Annotated in this window: 15 protein-coding genes; all 15 read right to left on the bottom strand. The window is 69.8% G+C overall.

Going from position 1 to position 14,910, the window contains the following annotated elements; all coding sequences use genetic code 11:
• Positions 1-24: 24 nt before the first annotated feature.
• The 15 genes from ACGFU7_RS25835 to ACGFU7_RS25765 all read right to left on the bottom strand — a co-directional run bounded on the left by ACGFU7_RS25835 (position 25) and on the right by ACGFU7_RS25765 (position 14,876).
• Positions 25-1,251 (bottom strand): MFS transporter, encoded by a 1,227-nt coding sequence (locus tag ACGFU7_RS25835; protein WP_393698646.1) that lies wholly within the window; start codon positions 1,249-1,251, stop codon positions 25-27.
• Between the two features lie 2 nt (positions 1,252-1,253).
• Positions 1,254-2,291 carry a pyridoxal-phosphate dependent enzyme gene (locus ACGFU7_RS25830; RefSeq protein WP_393698644.1) on the bottom strand — a complete coding sequence of 346 codons (1,038 nt, stop codon included), beginning with the start codon at positions 2,289-2,291 and terminating at the stop codon, positions 1,254-1,256.
• A gap of 398 nt (positions 2,292-2,689) precedes the next feature.
• Positions 2,690-3,745, bottom strand: coding sequence for a hydrogenase expression/formation protein HypE (gene hypE / locus ACGFU7_RS25825; protein WP_393698715.1), 1,056 nt, complete (start codon positions 3,743-3,745; stop codon positions 2,690-2,692).
• Between the two features lie 58 nt (positions 3,746-3,803).
• A complete protein-coding gene (gene hypD / locus ACGFU7_RS25820; RefSeq protein WP_393698642.1) occupies positions 3,804-4,931 on the bottom strand; it encodes a hydrogenase formation protein HypD in 1,128 nt (375 codons plus the stop codon).
• On the bottom strand, positions 4,928-5,248 hold the full coding sequence (locus tag ACGFU7_RS25815) for a HypC/HybG/HupF family hydrogenase formation chaperone (RefSeq protein ID WP_393698640.1): 321 nt from the start codon (positions 5,246-5,248) through the stop codon (positions 4,928-4,930). The genes hypD and ACGFU7_RS25815 overlap by 4 nt, the downstream gene beginning before the upstream one ends.
• 52 nt (positions 5,249-5,300) lie before the next feature.
• Entirely contained in the window at positions 5,301-7,724 is a 2,424-nt protein-coding gene (gene hypF, locus ACGFU7_RS25810) for a carbamoyltransferase HypF (RefSeq protein ID WP_393698638.1), read from the bottom strand.
• Positions 7,721-8,542, bottom strand: coding sequence for a hydrogenase nickel incorporation protein HypB (gene hypB / locus ACGFU7_RS25805; RefSeq protein WP_393698636.1), 822 nt, complete (start codon positions 8,540-8,542; stop codon positions 7,721-7,723). The genes hypF and hypB overlap by 4 nt, the downstream gene beginning before the upstream one ends.
• Positions 8,543-8,545: 3 nt before the next feature.
• Positions 8,546-8,938: a hydrogenase maturation nickel metallochaperone HypA gene (gene hypA, locus ACGFU7_RS25800; RefSeq protein WP_393698634.1), complete on the bottom strand. Its 393-nt coding sequence runs from the start codon at positions 8,936-8,938 to the stop codon at positions 8,546-8,548.
• 122 nt (positions 8,939-9,060) lie between these two features.
• Positions 9,061-9,165, bottom strand: a complete 105-nt coding sequence (locus tag ACGFU7_RS25795) for a DUF6893 family small protein (protein ID WP_393698632.1) — start codon at positions 9,163-9,165, stop codon at positions 9,061-9,063.
• Between the two features lie 16 nt (positions 9,166-9,181).
• Positions 9,182-9,715, bottom strand: coding sequence for a hydrogenase maturation protease (locus tag ACGFU7_RS25790; protein ID WP_393698630.1), 534 nt, complete (start codon positions 9,713-9,715; stop codon positions 9,182-9,184).
• Complete coding sequence (locus ACGFU7_RS25785; protein WP_393698628.1) at positions 9,712-11,160, bottom strand: hypothetical protein; 1,449 nt, start codon at positions 11,158-11,160, stop codon at positions 9,712-9,714. Before ACGFU7_RS25785 ends, ACGFU7_RS25790 begins: the two co-directional genes overlap by 4 nt.
• Complete coding sequence (locus ACGFU7_RS25780) at positions 11,157-11,858, bottom strand: DUF6084 family protein (protein WP_393698626.1); 702 nt, start codon at positions 11,856-11,858, stop codon at positions 11,157-11,159. Before ACGFU7_RS25780 ends, ACGFU7_RS25785 begins: the two co-directional genes overlap by 4 nt.
• On the bottom strand, positions 11,855-12,523 hold the full coding sequence (locus ACGFU7_RS25775) for a DUF5947 family protein (protein WP_393698624.1): 669 nt from the start codon (positions 12,521-12,523) through the stop codon (positions 11,855-11,857). Before ACGFU7_RS25775 ends, ACGFU7_RS25780 begins: the two co-directional genes overlap by 4 nt.
• Complete coding sequence (locus ACGFU7_RS25770; RefSeq protein WP_393698622.1) at positions 12,520-13,095, bottom strand: hypothetical protein; 576 nt, start codon at positions 13,093-13,095, stop codon at positions 12,520-12,522. The genes ACGFU7_RS25775 and ACGFU7_RS25770 overlap by 4 nt, the downstream gene beginning before the upstream one ends.
• Positions 13,092-14,876: a nickel-dependent hydrogenase large subunit gene (locus ACGFU7_RS25765; protein WP_393698620.1), complete on the bottom strand. Its 1,785-nt coding sequence runs from the start codon at positions 14,874-14,876 to the stop codon at positions 13,092-13,094. Before ACGFU7_RS25765 ends, ACGFU7_RS25770 begins: the two co-directional genes overlap by 4 nt.
• Between the last annotated feature and the right edge of the window lie 34 nt (positions 14,877-14,910).

Raw genomic sequence — 14,910 nt, 5'->3', positions numbered from 1 at the left:
TACCGGGTGGATTCCAGGGGCGGTTCAGTCGCCGGTGCCGCGCGGTCCGCGCAGCATCGCGAAGGGGACGAGCGCGCCGAGCAGCAGCACGCAGGCGAGCGCGATCCAGCCGGCCGTGCCGAGGGCGAGGACGACGCCGGTCATCAGCACCGGGCCCGCGACCCGGTTGGCGACGGTGCGGCTGGTGTTGAACAGCACCAGGTAGGCGCTGCGCGCCCGCTCAGGTGCCAGGTCGAAGGAGAGGGTCCACGAGGCGCCGACCTGGAGCAGTTCGGCGAACGTCAGCAGGACGACGGCCGCGCCGAGCACCAGCAGTGCTTCCCGCGCTCCGAAGCCGGGCGCGGCGGCGAAGGCCAGGGTGCCGCAGCTGAGCAGCAGTGCCGCGGTCGCGTACGAGTACCACGCCCGGCGCGTGGTGCTGTAGCAGCGGTTGAGGGGGTACTGAAGGGCGATGCACAGCACGGTGTTGACTGCGTACAGGATGCCGACATAGCGCTCCGGTACGTCGGTCGCGGTGACGAGCCACAGCGGGAAGGCCACGTTGAGCACCGGCATCCAGAGCGACACCAGTGCGTTGTACGCGGTGAAGCCCAGCAGCCGTCGGTCCTTGAGCAGATCCGCTGTACGGACGCTCTCGACGGCGGTCGCCGCTTCCTCTCCCTGCGCGGTGGCGTACACCACGGCCACCACCACATAGGCGAGCGCGCCACCGATCAGCAGCGGCCGGAACGCCCCGGGGGCTCCGGAACCCAGGGCGACTCCGGCGATCAGCCCGCCCAGACTGATGCCGAGGTTGACGACGGTGCGCTGCACGGCCATGACCTTCGCACGCAGGCTCTCGGGGGCTCGCGCACCGACGTACGACTGCACCAGTGGGGGCGAGGACTGCTCGGTGACGGCGATGACGGCGACCACGAGGAGAAAGCTCCACCAGCCGTCGACCCAGAGATAACCGACGGTGGCCAGGGCGCGCAGCAGCATCACACCGATCAGCACGGGCTTCGGTCCGAAGCGTCCGGCCAGCCGTGCGATGGGCACGGCGGCGGCGATGGCGATGGCTCCGCCGATCGTCAGGCCGGTGCCGACGGATGAGGTGCTGAGATGAGCGACCTTGACGAAGTAGATGGTCGAGACGGCGAGGAACAGTCCCGTGCCGGTCCACTCGATCAGCGTGGCGCCCTGGACCAGCGGCAGGAACTGCCGGTAGTCGGGGCCCGTCCGCCGCCGGTCAAGGGTGGTGCTCGTGCCCATGGTCAGTGCTCCTGGTGCCTTCGGTCGAAGAAGAGGCCTTCGCGGCGCAGTTGTTCCACGGCGGCGGTGATCTCCTTGATGACGCCCTGCTCGGTCGCCCAGTCGTCGCAGTAGAGGGTGTCGTGGTATTTGCCGCCGCCGTCGGCGGCCAGGCAGACCGCGATCCGGTCGTCGTCCATGGGGCCGTTCTCCTGGTCGGTGAGCAGCGCGCGTACGGCGCAGCCGCTGGATCCCCCGAGTACGAGTCCCGCGTCCTCGGCGAGGATCCGGCAGACGGCGATCGCCTCGATGTCGTCGACGTGCACGGCGCGGTCGTAGCTGTGCGGCCCTTTCAGGAAGGCCGACGGCCGGCTGGCTCCGATGCCCGGTAACAGCCGGCGTCCGGCGCTGCCGGCGACGGCCAGCGAGCCGCGTACGTCCACGGCGACCGCGGCGACGTCGGGTCGGTGCCGGCGCAGATGTGCGCTGATGCCGGCGAGGGTGCCGCCGGTGGAGACAGGTACGTACACCGCGCCGAGCTCCGGTCCCGCCTGCTCGGTGATCTCGGGTCCGGTGGTGCGGCGGTGGATGTCGGGCGAGGCCCAGCTCTCGTACTGGTTGGGCCAGCGGTATCCGGGGTTCCGGTCGCACAGCTCGCGCACCATGCGCAGCCGGCTCAGCAGGTAGCCGCCCTGGCCGTCCGGTTCGTCGACGACGATCACCCGGGCGCCGCAGTCGGTGAGCATGCTGCGGGTGGCGTGCGGGGTCTTGAGATCGACCACCGCGATGAAGACGCAGTCGATGGAGGGAAGCAGCCGTGCCAGGGCCAGGCCGAGATTGCCGGAGGTGGATTCCACCACCACCGTGCCCGGGGTGAGCGGCCGTTCGTCGTGCAGCGCCTGTAACAGCCCCACGGCGCTGCGGTCCTTCACCGATCCGGTGGGGCCGTGCTCTTCGAGTTTCAGCCCCAGACGCCGCGTCCGACCCCGGTGGGCGACGTCCAGGTGGAGTAAGGGGGTTCTACGGAGGGCCCGTGCCAGGACGGGTTTGACACGCGGCACTGCTTCCCCCTGTGCGATGCGTCGTTGGCCTTTTCCGTGGTTCGACCGGTCTGTCCCGCTGCGCGCACTCAGACCTTAGGCATGCACCCCCCCGGTGTCACCACGCCACTGCCCGGCGCGCGTGTCGCTCTTGGCCAGAACAGCGCTTGACGCCTCCTCGCACCCCTCGGCATCCCTGCTGAGGTTCCCAGCGTCGGCGGGGGGTTCGGCTCAGCGGTCCGCCGCGCGCAGGGTGTGGCGGACGAATCGAAATGGCCGGTTCGGTGCAGCGGGATCCACATGACGGAACCGTCCCGATGGCGTCGGAACGGTTCCTTGTGCCTCTCGTGCCCTGCAATCGAATCCGGCGTGCCCGCGGGCCGGGCATGCTGTGGGATCCGGTGCAGGGCGGCGGGCCGTCAGCAGATCCGCGGCAGCTGCTCCCCGACCGGCAGGTCGACCACCCGTGTGCCGCCGAGCCCGGTGCGGGCCACCACCATGCCCGGGTGGGCGACCACCACCTCACCGATCACTGCCGCGTCCCGGCCCAGCGGGTGGGAACGCATCGCGTCCAGGACCGCGTCGGCGTGTTCACGCGGTACGAATGCCACCAGCTTCCCTTCGTTGGCGACGTACATCGGGTCGAGCCCCAGGATGGCGCAGGCATTGGCCACCGGCGGAGGGACCGGGACGTGTCGCTCCTGGATCACGACGCCGGTGCCCGACGCCGCCGCGATCTCGTTGAGGGATGCGGCGAGCCCCCCACGGGTGGGGTCGCGCAGTACGTGCAGGTCCGGGGTGACCGCGAGCATGGCCTCCACGAGTCCTCCCAGGGCCGCGCAGTCGCTCTCGATCTCGACCCCGAACTCCAGGCCCTCGCGCACGCTCATGATCGCCACGCCGTGGACACCGATCGCCCCGCTGACGATCACGACGTCACCCGGGACGACACGCTGCGGACGCAGGTCGACGCCGGCCGGGATGAGCCCGATACCGGCAGTGTTGATGAAGATGCCGTCTCCGTGACCGGCTTCGACCACCTTGGTGTCCCCCGTCGCCACCTCGACGCCCGCGTTGCGCGCGGCGGCGCCGAAGGCGCCGGCCACGCGCGCGACGACGGAGAGCTCGACGCCCTCCTCCAGGATGAATCCGCAGGACAGATAGGCGGCGCGCGCACCGCTCATGGCCAGGTCGTTGACGGTGCCGTTGACCGCGAGGTCGCCGATACTGCCACCGGGGAAGAACAGCGGCCGCACCACGAAGGAGTCGGTGGAGAAGGCCAGGCGGGCACCGCCCAGCGACACGGATGCCGAATCGCCCAGCTGCGCCAGCGCCTCACCTCCGAAGGCGGGGGCGAAGATGTGCTGGACGAGTTCGGCGGAGAGCGCGCCGCCACCGCCGTGGCCCATCACGATGCGCGGGTGATCGCGCAGCGGGGCCGGGCACGTCCATGCCGTGGGATCGAGCGGCGGGATACCGGAGAGAGGCGTTGCACAAGCGGTTGCGTCACCGCGCGTGGGGGTCTCGACGGTCTCAGCCAACGGGGCTCGCCTCCAGGGGTGCGGTCTTCTTGATGTCCAGCCGCCGGTAGAGGTAGTACGCGGCGCAGGCGCCCTCGCTGGAGACCATGGTGGCTCCGAGTGGGGAGCGAGGAGTGCAGGTGGTGCCGAATGCCTCACATTCGTGGGGCTTCAGCAGGCCCTGCAGGACCTCTCCGCTGCGGCACTCAGCAGGTTCACGGGTATCAATATCGGTCACCGAGAAGCGGTATTCGGCGTCGTAGTCCCGATAGCGCGGGGAAAGCCGCCAGCCGCTGCCGGGAATGACGCCGATGCCGCGCCAGGCGCGGTCGGTCACCTCGAAGACGTCCTCCAGCATGGCCAGAGCGGCGGGGTTCCCCTCGGGGCGCACCGCGCGCGGGTAGGCATTGTCCACCGTGTGTTCACCGCGTTCCAGCTGGGCCACGGTCCGGCGCACGCCTTCCAGGATGTCCAGCGGTTCGAATCCTGTCACCACGATCGGGACGCCGAACCGTTCGGCCAGCTCGGGATACTCGCCCACACCCATGACGCTGCACACATGTCCTGCGGCGAGGAATGCCTGCACACGGCAGTCCGGCGACTGCATGATCGCCTCGATCGCCGGTGGCACCCGGACATGGGACACCAGCAGACTGAAGTTGCGGATACCGAGCCTGCGCGCCTGATAGACCGTCATCGCGTTGGGAGGTGCGGTGGTTTCGAAGCCGATTCCGAAGAACACGACCTCCCTGTCCGGGTTCTGCTGGGCGATCTTCAGCGCGTCGAGCGGGGAGTAGACGACCCGTACGTCGCCGCCCTCGCTGCGGACCCGGAACAGGTCCCGGCCGGTGCCGGGGACGCGGAGCATGTCGCCGAAGGAACAGAAGATCACTTCGGGGCGGGAGGCGATCTCCAGCGCCTTGTCGATGACTTCCAGAGGGGTGACGCACACCGGGCAGCCCGGTCCATGGATCAGTTCCACCTGGTCCGGAAGCAGTTGATCGATGCCGTGCCGGATGATGGTGTGGGTCTGCCCGCCGCAGACCTCCATCAGCGCCCACGGTCTGGTCACGGTGGAGCGGATCTCGTCGAGCAGCCGCCGGGCCAGTTCGGGGTCCTGGAATTCGTCGATGTACTTCACTGCTGCGCCTCCTGCGGTGCCTCACCGGCGCCGGGCAGCGGCAGTCCGCCCGCCTCTGCCGCCATTTCCCACGGGTCGCCGAACTCTTCCTGAAGCATGCCGAGTTGGGCGAACAGTTCCAGCGTCTGCCGGGCCGACTCCTCGTCCAGTTTCTGCAGGGCGAACCCCACGTGGACGATGGCGTACTCGCCGACCTGAAGGTCCGGCAGATACTCCAGACATGCTTCCTTGACCACTCCGCCGAAATCGACGGTGGCCATGCGGGTGCCGTCCCGTTCCTCGATTTCCAGTACTCTGCCGGGCACCGCCAGGCACATGGCTTCTCCTCGCTGTGGTTGATCGCCTGCCCGGCCCTGCCGGGACACGCCGTCAGTGGGTTGCTGTGCTCCCCCGCGCCGCGCCGATGCGGCCCGTGAGTGTCCGGGCGGCCACCATCACTTGCCCCAGTGCCAGCCCTCCGTCGTTCGGGGGGACCCGGTGGTGTCGCAGGACGGTGAAGTCGTGTCCGCGGAGCGTCCGGGCGCAGGCCGAGGAGAGCCGGGTGTTGGCAAACACTCCGCCGGTCAGGGCCACGGTGTTCAGGCCGTGCTGCTCACGCGCCAGGACGCAGGTACTGCGGACAAGGGCGGCGACCGCCTCGTGGAAGCGTGCCGCGACGACTCCCGGCGCAGTACCCGCGCGCACGTCCTCGACCACCGCCGACAGTACGGGCGCAGGATCGGCGATCAGTGCGCTCCCGCTGTCCGGTGCGGGAGAGCGCAGCGCAAAGCCGTATCCCGCGCAGTCCTCCTCAGCCGTCCCGAGTGCGGCGGCTTCGAGTTCGACGGCGGCCTGGGCCTCGTATCCGGCCCGGTGACAGATGCCGGTGAGGGAGGAGACGGCGTCGAACAGCCGGCCCATGCTGGAGGTGGGTACGCAGTTGAGATTCCGCCCCAACTGCCGTGCCAGAGGGCCCAGTTCGTCAGGCGGGCAGGCAGCCGTGCACGACAGGTCCTGCGCCCAGCCGATTCCTGCCGCGTGCAGATGCGCCAGGGCCATGCGGTAGGGACGGTGCACGGCGGCGTCGCCGCCCGGCAGTGGGACGTACGCGAGATGCCCGAACCGGTGGTATCCGTCGTAGTCCGCCAGCAGGAACTCACCGCCCCACACAGCCCCGTCGTCGCCGTAGCCGGTGCCGTCGAACGCGACTCCGATCACCCGCCGGCTGCCGTCCAGGCCATGTTCGGCCATTGCGGAGGCGATGTGCGCGTGATGGTGCTGCACCCGTACGACGTGCCGTTCACCGGCCAGACGGCGGGTCAACTGTCCCGAGCGGTATCCGGGGTGCCTGTCGACGGCCAGGACCTCGGGTCGCACCCCGGTGATGGTCGCCAACTGCTGTCCGGCGTGCTCGAAGGCGTGTTGTGTGGCGAGGTCGTCCATGTCACCGATGTGGGCGGACAGCCAGGCCCGGCGCCCCTCCGCCAGGCACAGGGTGTTCTTGAGGTCACCCCCCGCAGCAAGGATCGCCGGTACCGGCAAGGGCAGTTCGATGGGCCGGGGGGCGTAACCGCGTGAGCGGCGTACCGTCAGCAGTTCCCCGTCACAGACGCGTACGACGGAGTCGTCGCACGGTACATGGATCGGGCGGTCATGGGTGAGCCAGGCGTCGGCCAGGCGGGCGAGCCGGTCCAGTGCCTCGGCGTCGTCGGTGACGATCGGCTCCCCGGCCACGTTGCCGCTGGTCATGACGAGCAGACTCGGCCCGGCCGGGTCGCCGGGCAGGCCGAGGAGCAGGTGGTGCAAGGGAGTATAGGCAAGCATGAAGCCGAGGTCGGGGCTGTCCGGGGCGACGTCGTTTGACGGTGCCGGGGCGCCCGGCCCGGGGACGGCGTGGCTGCGGCGCCTCAGCAGCACGATCGGCCGGACGACGCCGGTGAGCAGGGCCCGCTCCTCGGCGCCGACCTGGACGAGGTGTTCGATGTCGCCGATGTCGCGGGCCATCAGGGCGAACGGCTTGTCACCACGGGCCTTGCGGCGGCGGAGTGCGGCCACGGCCCGGGCGTTCGTCGCATCGCACACGAGGTGGTACCCGCCGAGCCCCTTGACGGCGAGGATCGCGCCGCCGGCCAGGAGTCCGCGGGCCCCGGCGACCGGGTCCGTCGTGGTTACGTGTCGTGGGGGCGTGTCCGGATCCGGGTGCGCCACCAGCAGATCGAGTCGGGGCCCGCATCGATGGCAGGCGACCGGCTGGGCGTGGAAGCGGCGGTCTGCGGGATCTGCGTACTCGCGGGCGCAGTCGGGGCACATGGGGAAGCGGGTCATGGTGGTGTGCGCACGGTCGTACGGCAGATCCGTGACGATGGTGAACCGCGGCCCGCAGTTGGTGCAGGTGATGAAGGGGTGCCGGTGGCGCCGGTCCGCGGGGTCGGCCAGCTCGGCGAGGCAGTCGGCGCAGGTGGCCACGTCCGGGGGGACCAGCGTGCGGGAAGGTCCGCCGGACCGGGAGGCGACGATGGCGAAACCGGCACCTCCCGCGGCGGGGACTTCCTGGTGCTCGACGGAATCGAGGACGGCCATGGGCGGCGCGTCCGCGGCGATCCCTTCGCAGAACAGGGCCACGGCGGCCGGTGAGCCCTCGACTTCCGCGATGACGCCCTCGGGAGTGTTGGTGACATGTCCCGCCAGGCCCATCGCGAGGGCGCGCGTGTACAGGTAGGGCCGGAATCCGACGCCTTGGACGACGCCCCGGACGGTGACCCGGCGACGCTGCGTCGGCTCGGCCATGGCCGGGCCGGACCGTGGCGTCGTCACGCGCGGGTCTGTGCCATGGCTCCGGGCTCATCCGTCGCAGCGCCCGGCTCACCCCGGCCGGCATGCGTGTGGGGCCGGCCGGGAGAAGCCTCGCCATGCTCGTCGTGCGTATGGGCGTGCGTGGACTGGTGCTGCTGGGCCATGACGGGCCGGTGGACCGGGCCGCCGTTCGCTGCGTCCAGCGCCCGGTCGAGGAGCACCCCGATGCCGTCACCGCGCCGGGCAGAGGTGAGGAGCACCTCCACACCGGGATTGACCTGCTCGACATGGGCGCGGAACGCGTCCTCGTCGAATTCCACTGCCTCGGCGATGTCCGTCTTGGTGACGAGCACCAGGTGCGCCAGCCCGAAAGCGGTGGGGTACTTCAGCGGCTTGTCCTCACCCTCGGTGACCGAGGCGAGGACGACCCTCAGCGTTTCGCCGAGATCGTACGAGGCAGGGCAGACCAGGTTGCCGACGTTCTCCACGAAGAGGAGACGGGTGTCCTCGGGCAGCCACCCGTCGAGGTGCCCGCCCAGCATCCGGGCCTCCAGGTGACAGAGTCCGTCGGTGAGCACCTGCTTGACCGGGACACCGGAGCGGGCCAGGCGCATGGCGTCGTTCTCGGTGGCCAGGTCGGCGGTCAGCGCCGCGACGGGGACGCCCGTCTCACGGGCCAGGACCAGTTCGCGTTCGAGCAGTGCCGTCTTCCCGCTGCCCGGGCTGGAGAGCAGATTGACGACCGCGGTGCCGCGGGCGGCGAGTTCGGTGCGCAGGCGGTGCGCTGTCGTGTCGTTCTTCGCGAGTACCGCCTGCTGCAGATCGACCACACGGCACATGGTTCAGCGCTCCTCGGAAATCGGTTCACGGGTACGTCTCTGCACAGGTCCTTCGTCCCAGTGGACGTCTGCGATCTGCAGCTCGCGGCCCGAGAGCAGCTCCGCCGTTGCCTCGCCGCACAAGGGGCAGCACAGCTGCGGTGGCATTCCGACCGCCCATTCGTCCGCGCAGGGCGCGCAGCGTGCTCTCGCCCGTACGGAGTCGACCACGAGGTCTGCGCCTTCCAGCACGGTCCCGGCGCAGGCCAGTTCGAAGCAGAAGGACAGTGCGTCGGGGACCACTCCGGCCAGCTCGCCGACCTGGAGCCGGACGGAAGTCACGGCGACGGCGCCGCCGGCTCGGGCTGCTTCTTCCACCTGGCCGACGACGGCCATGGCGATGGACATCTCGTGCATGGGTCTCCGTCCTGCCCGCGTCATTACACCGGGGGGTCGCGGCCGCTGCCGGGCTGGCTCGCCGACGCCGGACGGTACGTACGTCATTCGGTGCAACCCGGGACCTGGCGGATCCGGTGCCGTCACATGCTCCGGATCCGCAGGTAGCGCTTGAGATCGGGCATGACCTGTGCCACGAGTGCGGCAACGGCGGCGGCGACCGCGCCGCCGATGATGATCTTCTTCATGACGGTGTTCGTCTCCTCAGTTGTTGGCCGGGCCGGCCGCCGACTGTGCGGTGGGCGCGGTCCGTTCGTCGTCCCGCACAAGGCGCAGGACCATGTTCACGGCCTCCGGTACGACAGCGGCCACGGGATCGCTCAGGCCGATGCCCTCTTCGACGCAGGCAGGTTCGCATCCGACGACCAGGATGCGTCTCGGGGGAATGCAGCCCGTCCCGGCACACAGGGTTTCCAGCAGGGTCAGGACCGTGTCGGGGGACATGCGGTGGCCGTCGAGCAGAGCTTCCTGCGGCTCGATACGGCCGGGCCGGTCGGCCTCGATCAGATACAGCGTTCCGGGATCGCCGCCGCGTCGGGTGGCATCGATCAGGAACAGCGTGTCGTACCCGTCGAGGAGCTGGTATGCGAGGTGGACTCCGCGGACCCCGATGTCCACCGCTTCGACGTGGCCGGGAAGGGGTCCTGACGCCAGTCGCCGTACGGTCTCGACACCGAAGCCGTCGTCGCCGAGGAAGATGTTCCCGACGCCCGCGACCAGAGTCGTCGCTCGTGTCATGCGTCCTCCAGCGGTGCGACTTCGTCGGGCTGGAAGTACAGGAACCGGCCCTGCTCCCGCCGGATGTCCGCACCCGGATCGCCTTCCACGGTGACCGCGAGGTGCACTCCCCCGTCCACGTCGTGAAGTACTGCTTCGACCAGTGCGCTGCAACCCTGCAGAAAGAGGTCCTGGGCGTCGGTGCGGCGCAGGCCCGGCCGCAGGAGTACGCGGCTGCCCGCGCCCACCGACCGGCCGTCCACCAGGATCCGGTCCCGCGCCGGGTCCGCGCCGCCGTCGCTTGCCGGGTCCCACCACGGCTGGTCCGGCCGGATCAGGTCGTATTCGTCGGCTCCTTCCGGCAGTTGCGGAAATCCGTCCGGCACAACGGCCGCGGGCGCACCCGGCTCGGTGACTTCCCGCAGGGCCCGTACCGCGCCGTGCAGCCGCTCCAGGACCTCGGGGGGCATCGAGTCGGCCAGGTCGATCACGGCGGCCGCCCGGTCGTCCGTCCCCCGGGCCTCGCGCTTCTCCTGGTCCGTCAGGGCCGCCGTGCGCAGCGCGAGGATCTCGTCGATCTCTGTGGAGTCGTACAGCGCTCCGGGGCTCTCCGGGGCGATGGCCGGGTGGTCCTCAAGGATGATCGGGGACGAGAGCACCAGGTCCGTGCGGCCGGGCTCACCGGCCAGTACGGGCCAGGTGTGCAGATTCCGGCAGCCCGCGACCGCCCCCTTGGCCCATTCGGGAGGGTCCGTCATCGACAGGAACGAGCCTGCGCTGAGGCCCAGGAGAAGGTGGGCGGCCACCAGCGACCTGGGCAGAGCGGCGTCGCGGCCGGCGTCACCGGCATCCGGCGTCCATGTGCTGGTGTTCTCCACGACGGCGGTGAGCCGCATCGCCCGGTACGGGCCGTCGAGTTCGGCAGCCGACAGCCGTACCGCGCCGCTGATCTCCTCGCAGCGGCGCACCAGGCGGCCCACGGTCCGGCCGTCCTCGTCGTGGACGGTTTCGTTCGCCTCGCCTGCCGGGCGCGTGAAGGGGACGACAACCCCGTCGCCGGTGAGTTCGGCCATGGTGGCGAGCACTTCGACGCGTTCCTCCGCACCCTCGTCCCAGGGAACCAGGACCCGGTCGGTGAGGTGGAGTTCGGGGACGGTCTCGAAGGTGCCGTCGTCGCGGAGCTGCTGCACGGTGCGCCGTTGGGCGTGCAGGAACCGCACCTCGACCGCCAGAGCCGCGTCGGTCTTCGGTTCCATCAGACACTCGGTGTGCTGGAAGTCGTGCTCGTCGGCGGCTGCCGCCCAGGCCGGTGGTACGAGTACCCCGAACTGCCAGCGGAGCCGGTTCTTGGCCGCCGACGCGCGGTACGGGTACAGGACATAGCCCTCGAAGAGGACGGCGTCGGCCACGCCCCGGGCGGCGGCGAAACGGGCTTCCAGCGCGGGGGTGAGCGCGGATGTGGTCATTGCGCCGTCCTCTCGGCGAGTCCGGCGAGCCCGGCGTCGGCGAATCCTCGGTCCGGCCGCTGGAGGGCCGTGGTCCCGGCCGCGTCGAGAAGCGCCCGGACGGTCGCCTCCCAGGAGGGCAGTGCGTGCCGGGAGCGGAATTCGAGCAGCGCGTTCATGGTGTCGCGAGGAAGGCGGATCCAGCCGCATCCGGGGAAGTGCTGATCGACCATCTCCCGCCACACCGCCACTGGCATCCGGAAGGGCGCCTCCAGATCCCAGGGAACCGGCTCGACCCGGAAGCCGCCGGAACCGGTGAAGGCGGTGCCGGAGAAGAGCATGAGGAGCGGCACCTCACCATCCGTCAGCGCGTTCACATACCGTGTCGCGGCGATCTCCAGGTCATAGGTGCAGGGCACGACGACGTCCGTCTCGGTCGCCCCGGTGAACGCGGGAACCATGACCGGGACCTGGGCGAACTGCACGGGCTGGAGTGTGCTGCCCCAGCGTGAGCGCTCTCCGAACAGGTCCGTCAGGCCCTCGGCCTCGGTCGTTCCGTAGCCGCGCCGGGCCGGCTCGATGCGGATCTGGCAGCGCAGCGCGAGTGCGTGCACCCGCGTCTCTGCGGACGCGGTGATGCGCAGCCGGAAGACGAGGGTGGGGCCGGCGGCATACGGGTCGGCGCGTACGCCGGTGCAGGTGAAGGTGAAGTCCGTCATGGTCGTCGCTTCCCTTCCGCTGCCCCGGCCCGGTGTTCGATGTGTTCGAAGAAGGCCTGCAGATCGGCGCGGGCCTCGGCTCCGCCGTCGAAGCCCTGCCACAGCAGGCGCATGCGTCCCACCAGCTCGTAGCAGATGTCGATCGGTACGAGGTAGCACTCGGCCCGGCCCTCGGACCGGTGCAACAGCAGTGCTTCCACGTCGGGTTCGAGCAGCTCGGAGAGGCGGCTGCCGCCGAGCACCGTCTGCCAGGTCGACGGATCGAGTTCGCTCTCGGTGGCTCCGGCAGGGCTCGGGTAGAGCGCCACCAGCCGGTCCAGCGCGGCGTTGCGGAAGAAGAACGCGACACTGACCGGGATCTGCAGGAGTTCCCACGCGTTGTCGTCGAGACGGTGGTCGTGGTCGGCCAGGTAGCGGTCCGGGACGCTCAGGAACCGGCCGTGGGCGGCGCCGGGCCGCTCGAACAGCAGGGCACACGGGGTGCAGGCGCACGCCAGCGAACGTTGCTCGGTGTCCACCAGATGCCGGTGGTTCCCCTCGGCCACCGTCACTCCGCAGAGTTCGCACCGCTCCTGCCGGGGTTCACGCGGCGCCGCGAACCGCCGCAGCGTGTGCACGCCCGAGGCGGGCGCGGGCCGCCCGGCCGTCGTCCGGGGCGCGCTCATGGCGTCCTGGCCGGGACCGGCCTGACGGTTGCCGCGCCCTGCGGCGGGCGGGTTCCGATCTGAAGGAGTGCCGGTTCCTGAGTGGCGGAGACCGGCTCCATCTCGACCGTGGTCACTTCCGGTGCGAAGCAGGCCAGGGAGTTCTCGACGGACTGCTGCGCCGACGACGCGCCGGTGCAGCCGCAGCCGCCGGTGCCAGCGGTCCGCAGGCGCAGGGTGCCCGTGCTCTCGTCGAAGGTCACCACCTCGACGGGATCACGGACGGCCGAGAGTGCCCGCCCGATGCGCGTTCCGGTGTCCTCGGGGTGCAGGTCGTGCAGGACCAGCAGGCTCGACACGAGGTCGTCGCCCAGGAGTTCGTCCAGGGTGTCGCCGGTTTCGCGGCCCGGTGCGGCCCGGAGCCCGTCGAGGATCCGGGCCAGTCCGGCACCGTAGAAGTCCATCAGGACCCGCACCAGCTCCTCGGCCGCCGCGGAGGCCTTGCGGTCACCGGCCGCCGTCAGTTGCTCAAGCACCTCGTCGACACGCTGTCCGGCCCGCTCCGCGCCGGAAGTACCCGTGGTTGCGCTCATCCGCCCAGTCCGCTCAGCCCGGTGGGCACGTGCATCTTCTGCACGGTCCTGCCCCCGCCGACGTACATGTGGACGCCGCACGGGAGACAGGGGTCGAAGCTGCGTACGGCGCGCATGATGTCGATGCCCTTGAAGTTCTCCGGCGGGTTCTCCTCGAAGATCGGCGTGTTCTGCACGGCGTCCTCGTAGGGCCCGGGAGTTCCGTAGGTGTCCCTGGTGCTGGCGTTCCACGGCGTCGGAGGGTAGGGGTGGTAGTTGGCGATCTTGCCGTCCCTGATCACCATGTGGTGCGACAGCACGCCGCGCACGGCCTCGGTGAATCCGACGCCGATGCTCTCGTCGGGGACCTCGAATTTCTCCCAGGTCTGTGTACGTCCGGCGCGGACCTCAGCGAGCCCCTTCTCGGCACAGTGCAGCGCGATCGCGGCCGCGTACGCCTGGAAGTAGGTGCGGGCGCGGTTGCGCTCCAGCGCGTTGCTCCACTTCGGGATCTTCCACTCGAAGGTGGTCTCGGGCTTGGTCATGGTGCGCGGCAGATTGATGACGACGCTGTGGCCGGTGGCCTTGACGTAGCCGACGTCGACGAGTCCGGAGAGCGCGGTGGACCACAGCCGCGCGATGGGGCCGCCGCCGGTGTCCAGGGCCAGGTGGTCCTTGCCGTCGAACCAGCGCGGCGACATCACCCAGCTGTACTTGTCGTCGAAGTTCCGCTTCTGCGGCGCGGGGATCGTGTGCTGGTTCCACGGGTGGCGGGGGTCGACCGGGTTGCCGAGCGGGTCATGGGTGACGAACTGCTCCTTGCCCTCCCAGTCGTCGTAGTACGAACTGCCCAGCAGGATCCGGATGCCGAGGTTGATCTCGGTGAGGTCGTTGGTGACCAGCTTGCCGTCCACGATCACACCGGGGGTGACGAACATCTTCCGTCCCCAGTCGCTCATGTTGGCGTACGTGAAGTCGCAGTGCTCTGGGTCGTTGAGCGCTCCCCAGCAGCCGAGCAGCACCCGTCGGCGACCGACCTCTTCGTACCCGGGCAGGGCCTCGTAGAAGAAGTCGAACAGGTCGTCGTGCAGGGGCACGACCCGCTTCATGAACTCCACATAGCGCATGAGGCGGCTGAGGTAGTCCGTGAAGAGCTGGACGGAGGCAATCGTGCCCACTCCGCCCGGGTAGAGCGTGGAGGGGTGCACATGGCGCCCCTCCATCAGGCAGAACATCTCCCGCGTGTAGCGGCTCACCTGGAGGGCCTCGCGGTAGAACTCGCCCTCGATGGGGTTGAGCGAGCGCATGATGTCGGCGATCGTGCGGTATCCGTGCTCCCCGGCATGCGGCGCTTCGGTGCGCTCGGCGAGTTCCAGGACGCCGGGATTGGTCTCGCGGACCATCTTTTCGCAGTAGTCGACCCCGACCAGGTTCTCCTGGAAAATGTTGTGGTCGAACATGTACTCCGCGGACTCGCCGAGGTTGATGATCCACTCACCGAGGTGCGGCGGCTTCACTCCGTACGCCATGTTCTGCGCGTACACGGAGCACGTGGCGTGGTTGTCGCCGCAGATTCCGCAGATGCGGCTGGTGATGAAGTGCGCGTCCCGGGGGTCCTTGCCCCGCATGAAGACGCTGTAGCCGCGGAAGACCGACGAGGTGCTGTAGCACTCCGCGACACGCTTCTGCTTGAAGTCGATCTTCGTATGGATACCGAGACTGCCCACGATCCGGGTGATCGGATCCCAGGCCATCTCCACCAGGCCGCTGCCGTCGCCGGCCGCCTTAGTTTTCGGTGCCATCGTGTGTGCCGTAGCCCTTCTGAGAAGCGGGAGG

The sequence above is a fragment of the Streptomyces sp. NPDC048473 genome (assembly GCF_043200155.1).
In the GTDB taxonomy this organism is placed as follows: Bacteria; Actinomycetota; Actinomycetes; order Streptomycetales; family Streptomycetaceae; genus Streptomyces.
This window is presented reverse-complemented; position numbering and strand designations above follow the sequence as displayed.

What these genes read in the sequence shown, in the direction of transcription:
- ACGFU7_RS25785 (WP_393698628.1), bottom strand. Translation starts at nt 11,160, where the DNA reads ATGACCACATCCGCGCTCACCCCCGCGCTGGAAGCCCGTTTCGCCGCC.
- ACGFU7_RS25835 (WP_393698646.1), bottom strand. Translation starts at nt 1,251, where the DNA reads ATGGGCACGAGCACCACCCTTGACCGGCGGCGGACGGGCCCCGACTAC.
- hypA (WP_393698634.1), bottom strand. Translation starts at nt 8,938, where the DNA reads ATGCACGAGATGTCCATCGCCATGGCCGTCGTCGGCCAGGTGGAAGAA.
- ACGFU7_RS25765 (WP_393698620.1), bottom strand. Translation starts at nt 14,876, where the DNA reads ATGGCACCGAAAACTAAGGCGGCCGGCGACGGCAGCGGCCTGGTGGAG.
- hypB (WP_393698636.1), bottom strand. Translation starts at nt 8,542, where the DNA reads ATGTGCCGTGTGGTCGATCTGCAGCAGGCGGTACTCGCGAAGAACGAC.
- ACGFU7_RS25770 (WP_393698622.1), bottom strand. Translation starts at nt 13,095, where the DNA reads ATGAGCGCAACCACGGGTACTTCCGGCGCGGAGCGGGCCGGACAGCGT.
- ACGFU7_RS25780 (WP_393698626.1), bottom strand. Translation starts at nt 11,858, where the DNA reads ATGACGGACTTCACCTTCACCTGCACCGGCGTACGCGCCGACCCGTAT.
- ACGFU7_RS25815 (WP_393698640.1), bottom strand. Translation starts at nt 5,248, where the DNA reads ATGTGCCTGGCGGTGCCCGGCAGAGTACTGGAAATCGAGGAACGGGAC.
- ACGFU7_RS25775 (WP_393698624.1), bottom strand. Translation starts at nt 12,523, where the DNA reads ATGAGCGCGCCCCGGACGACGGCCGGGCGGCCCGCGCCCGCCTCGGGC.
- ACGFU7_RS25795 (WP_393698632.1), bottom strand. Translation starts at nt 9,165, where the DNA reads ATGAAGAAGATCATCATCGGCGGCGCGGTCGCCGCCGCCGTTGCCGCA.
- ACGFU7_RS25790 (WP_393698630.1), bottom strand. Translation starts at nt 9,715, where the DNA reads ATGACACGAGCGACGACTCTGGTCGCGGGCGTCGGGAACATCTTCCTC.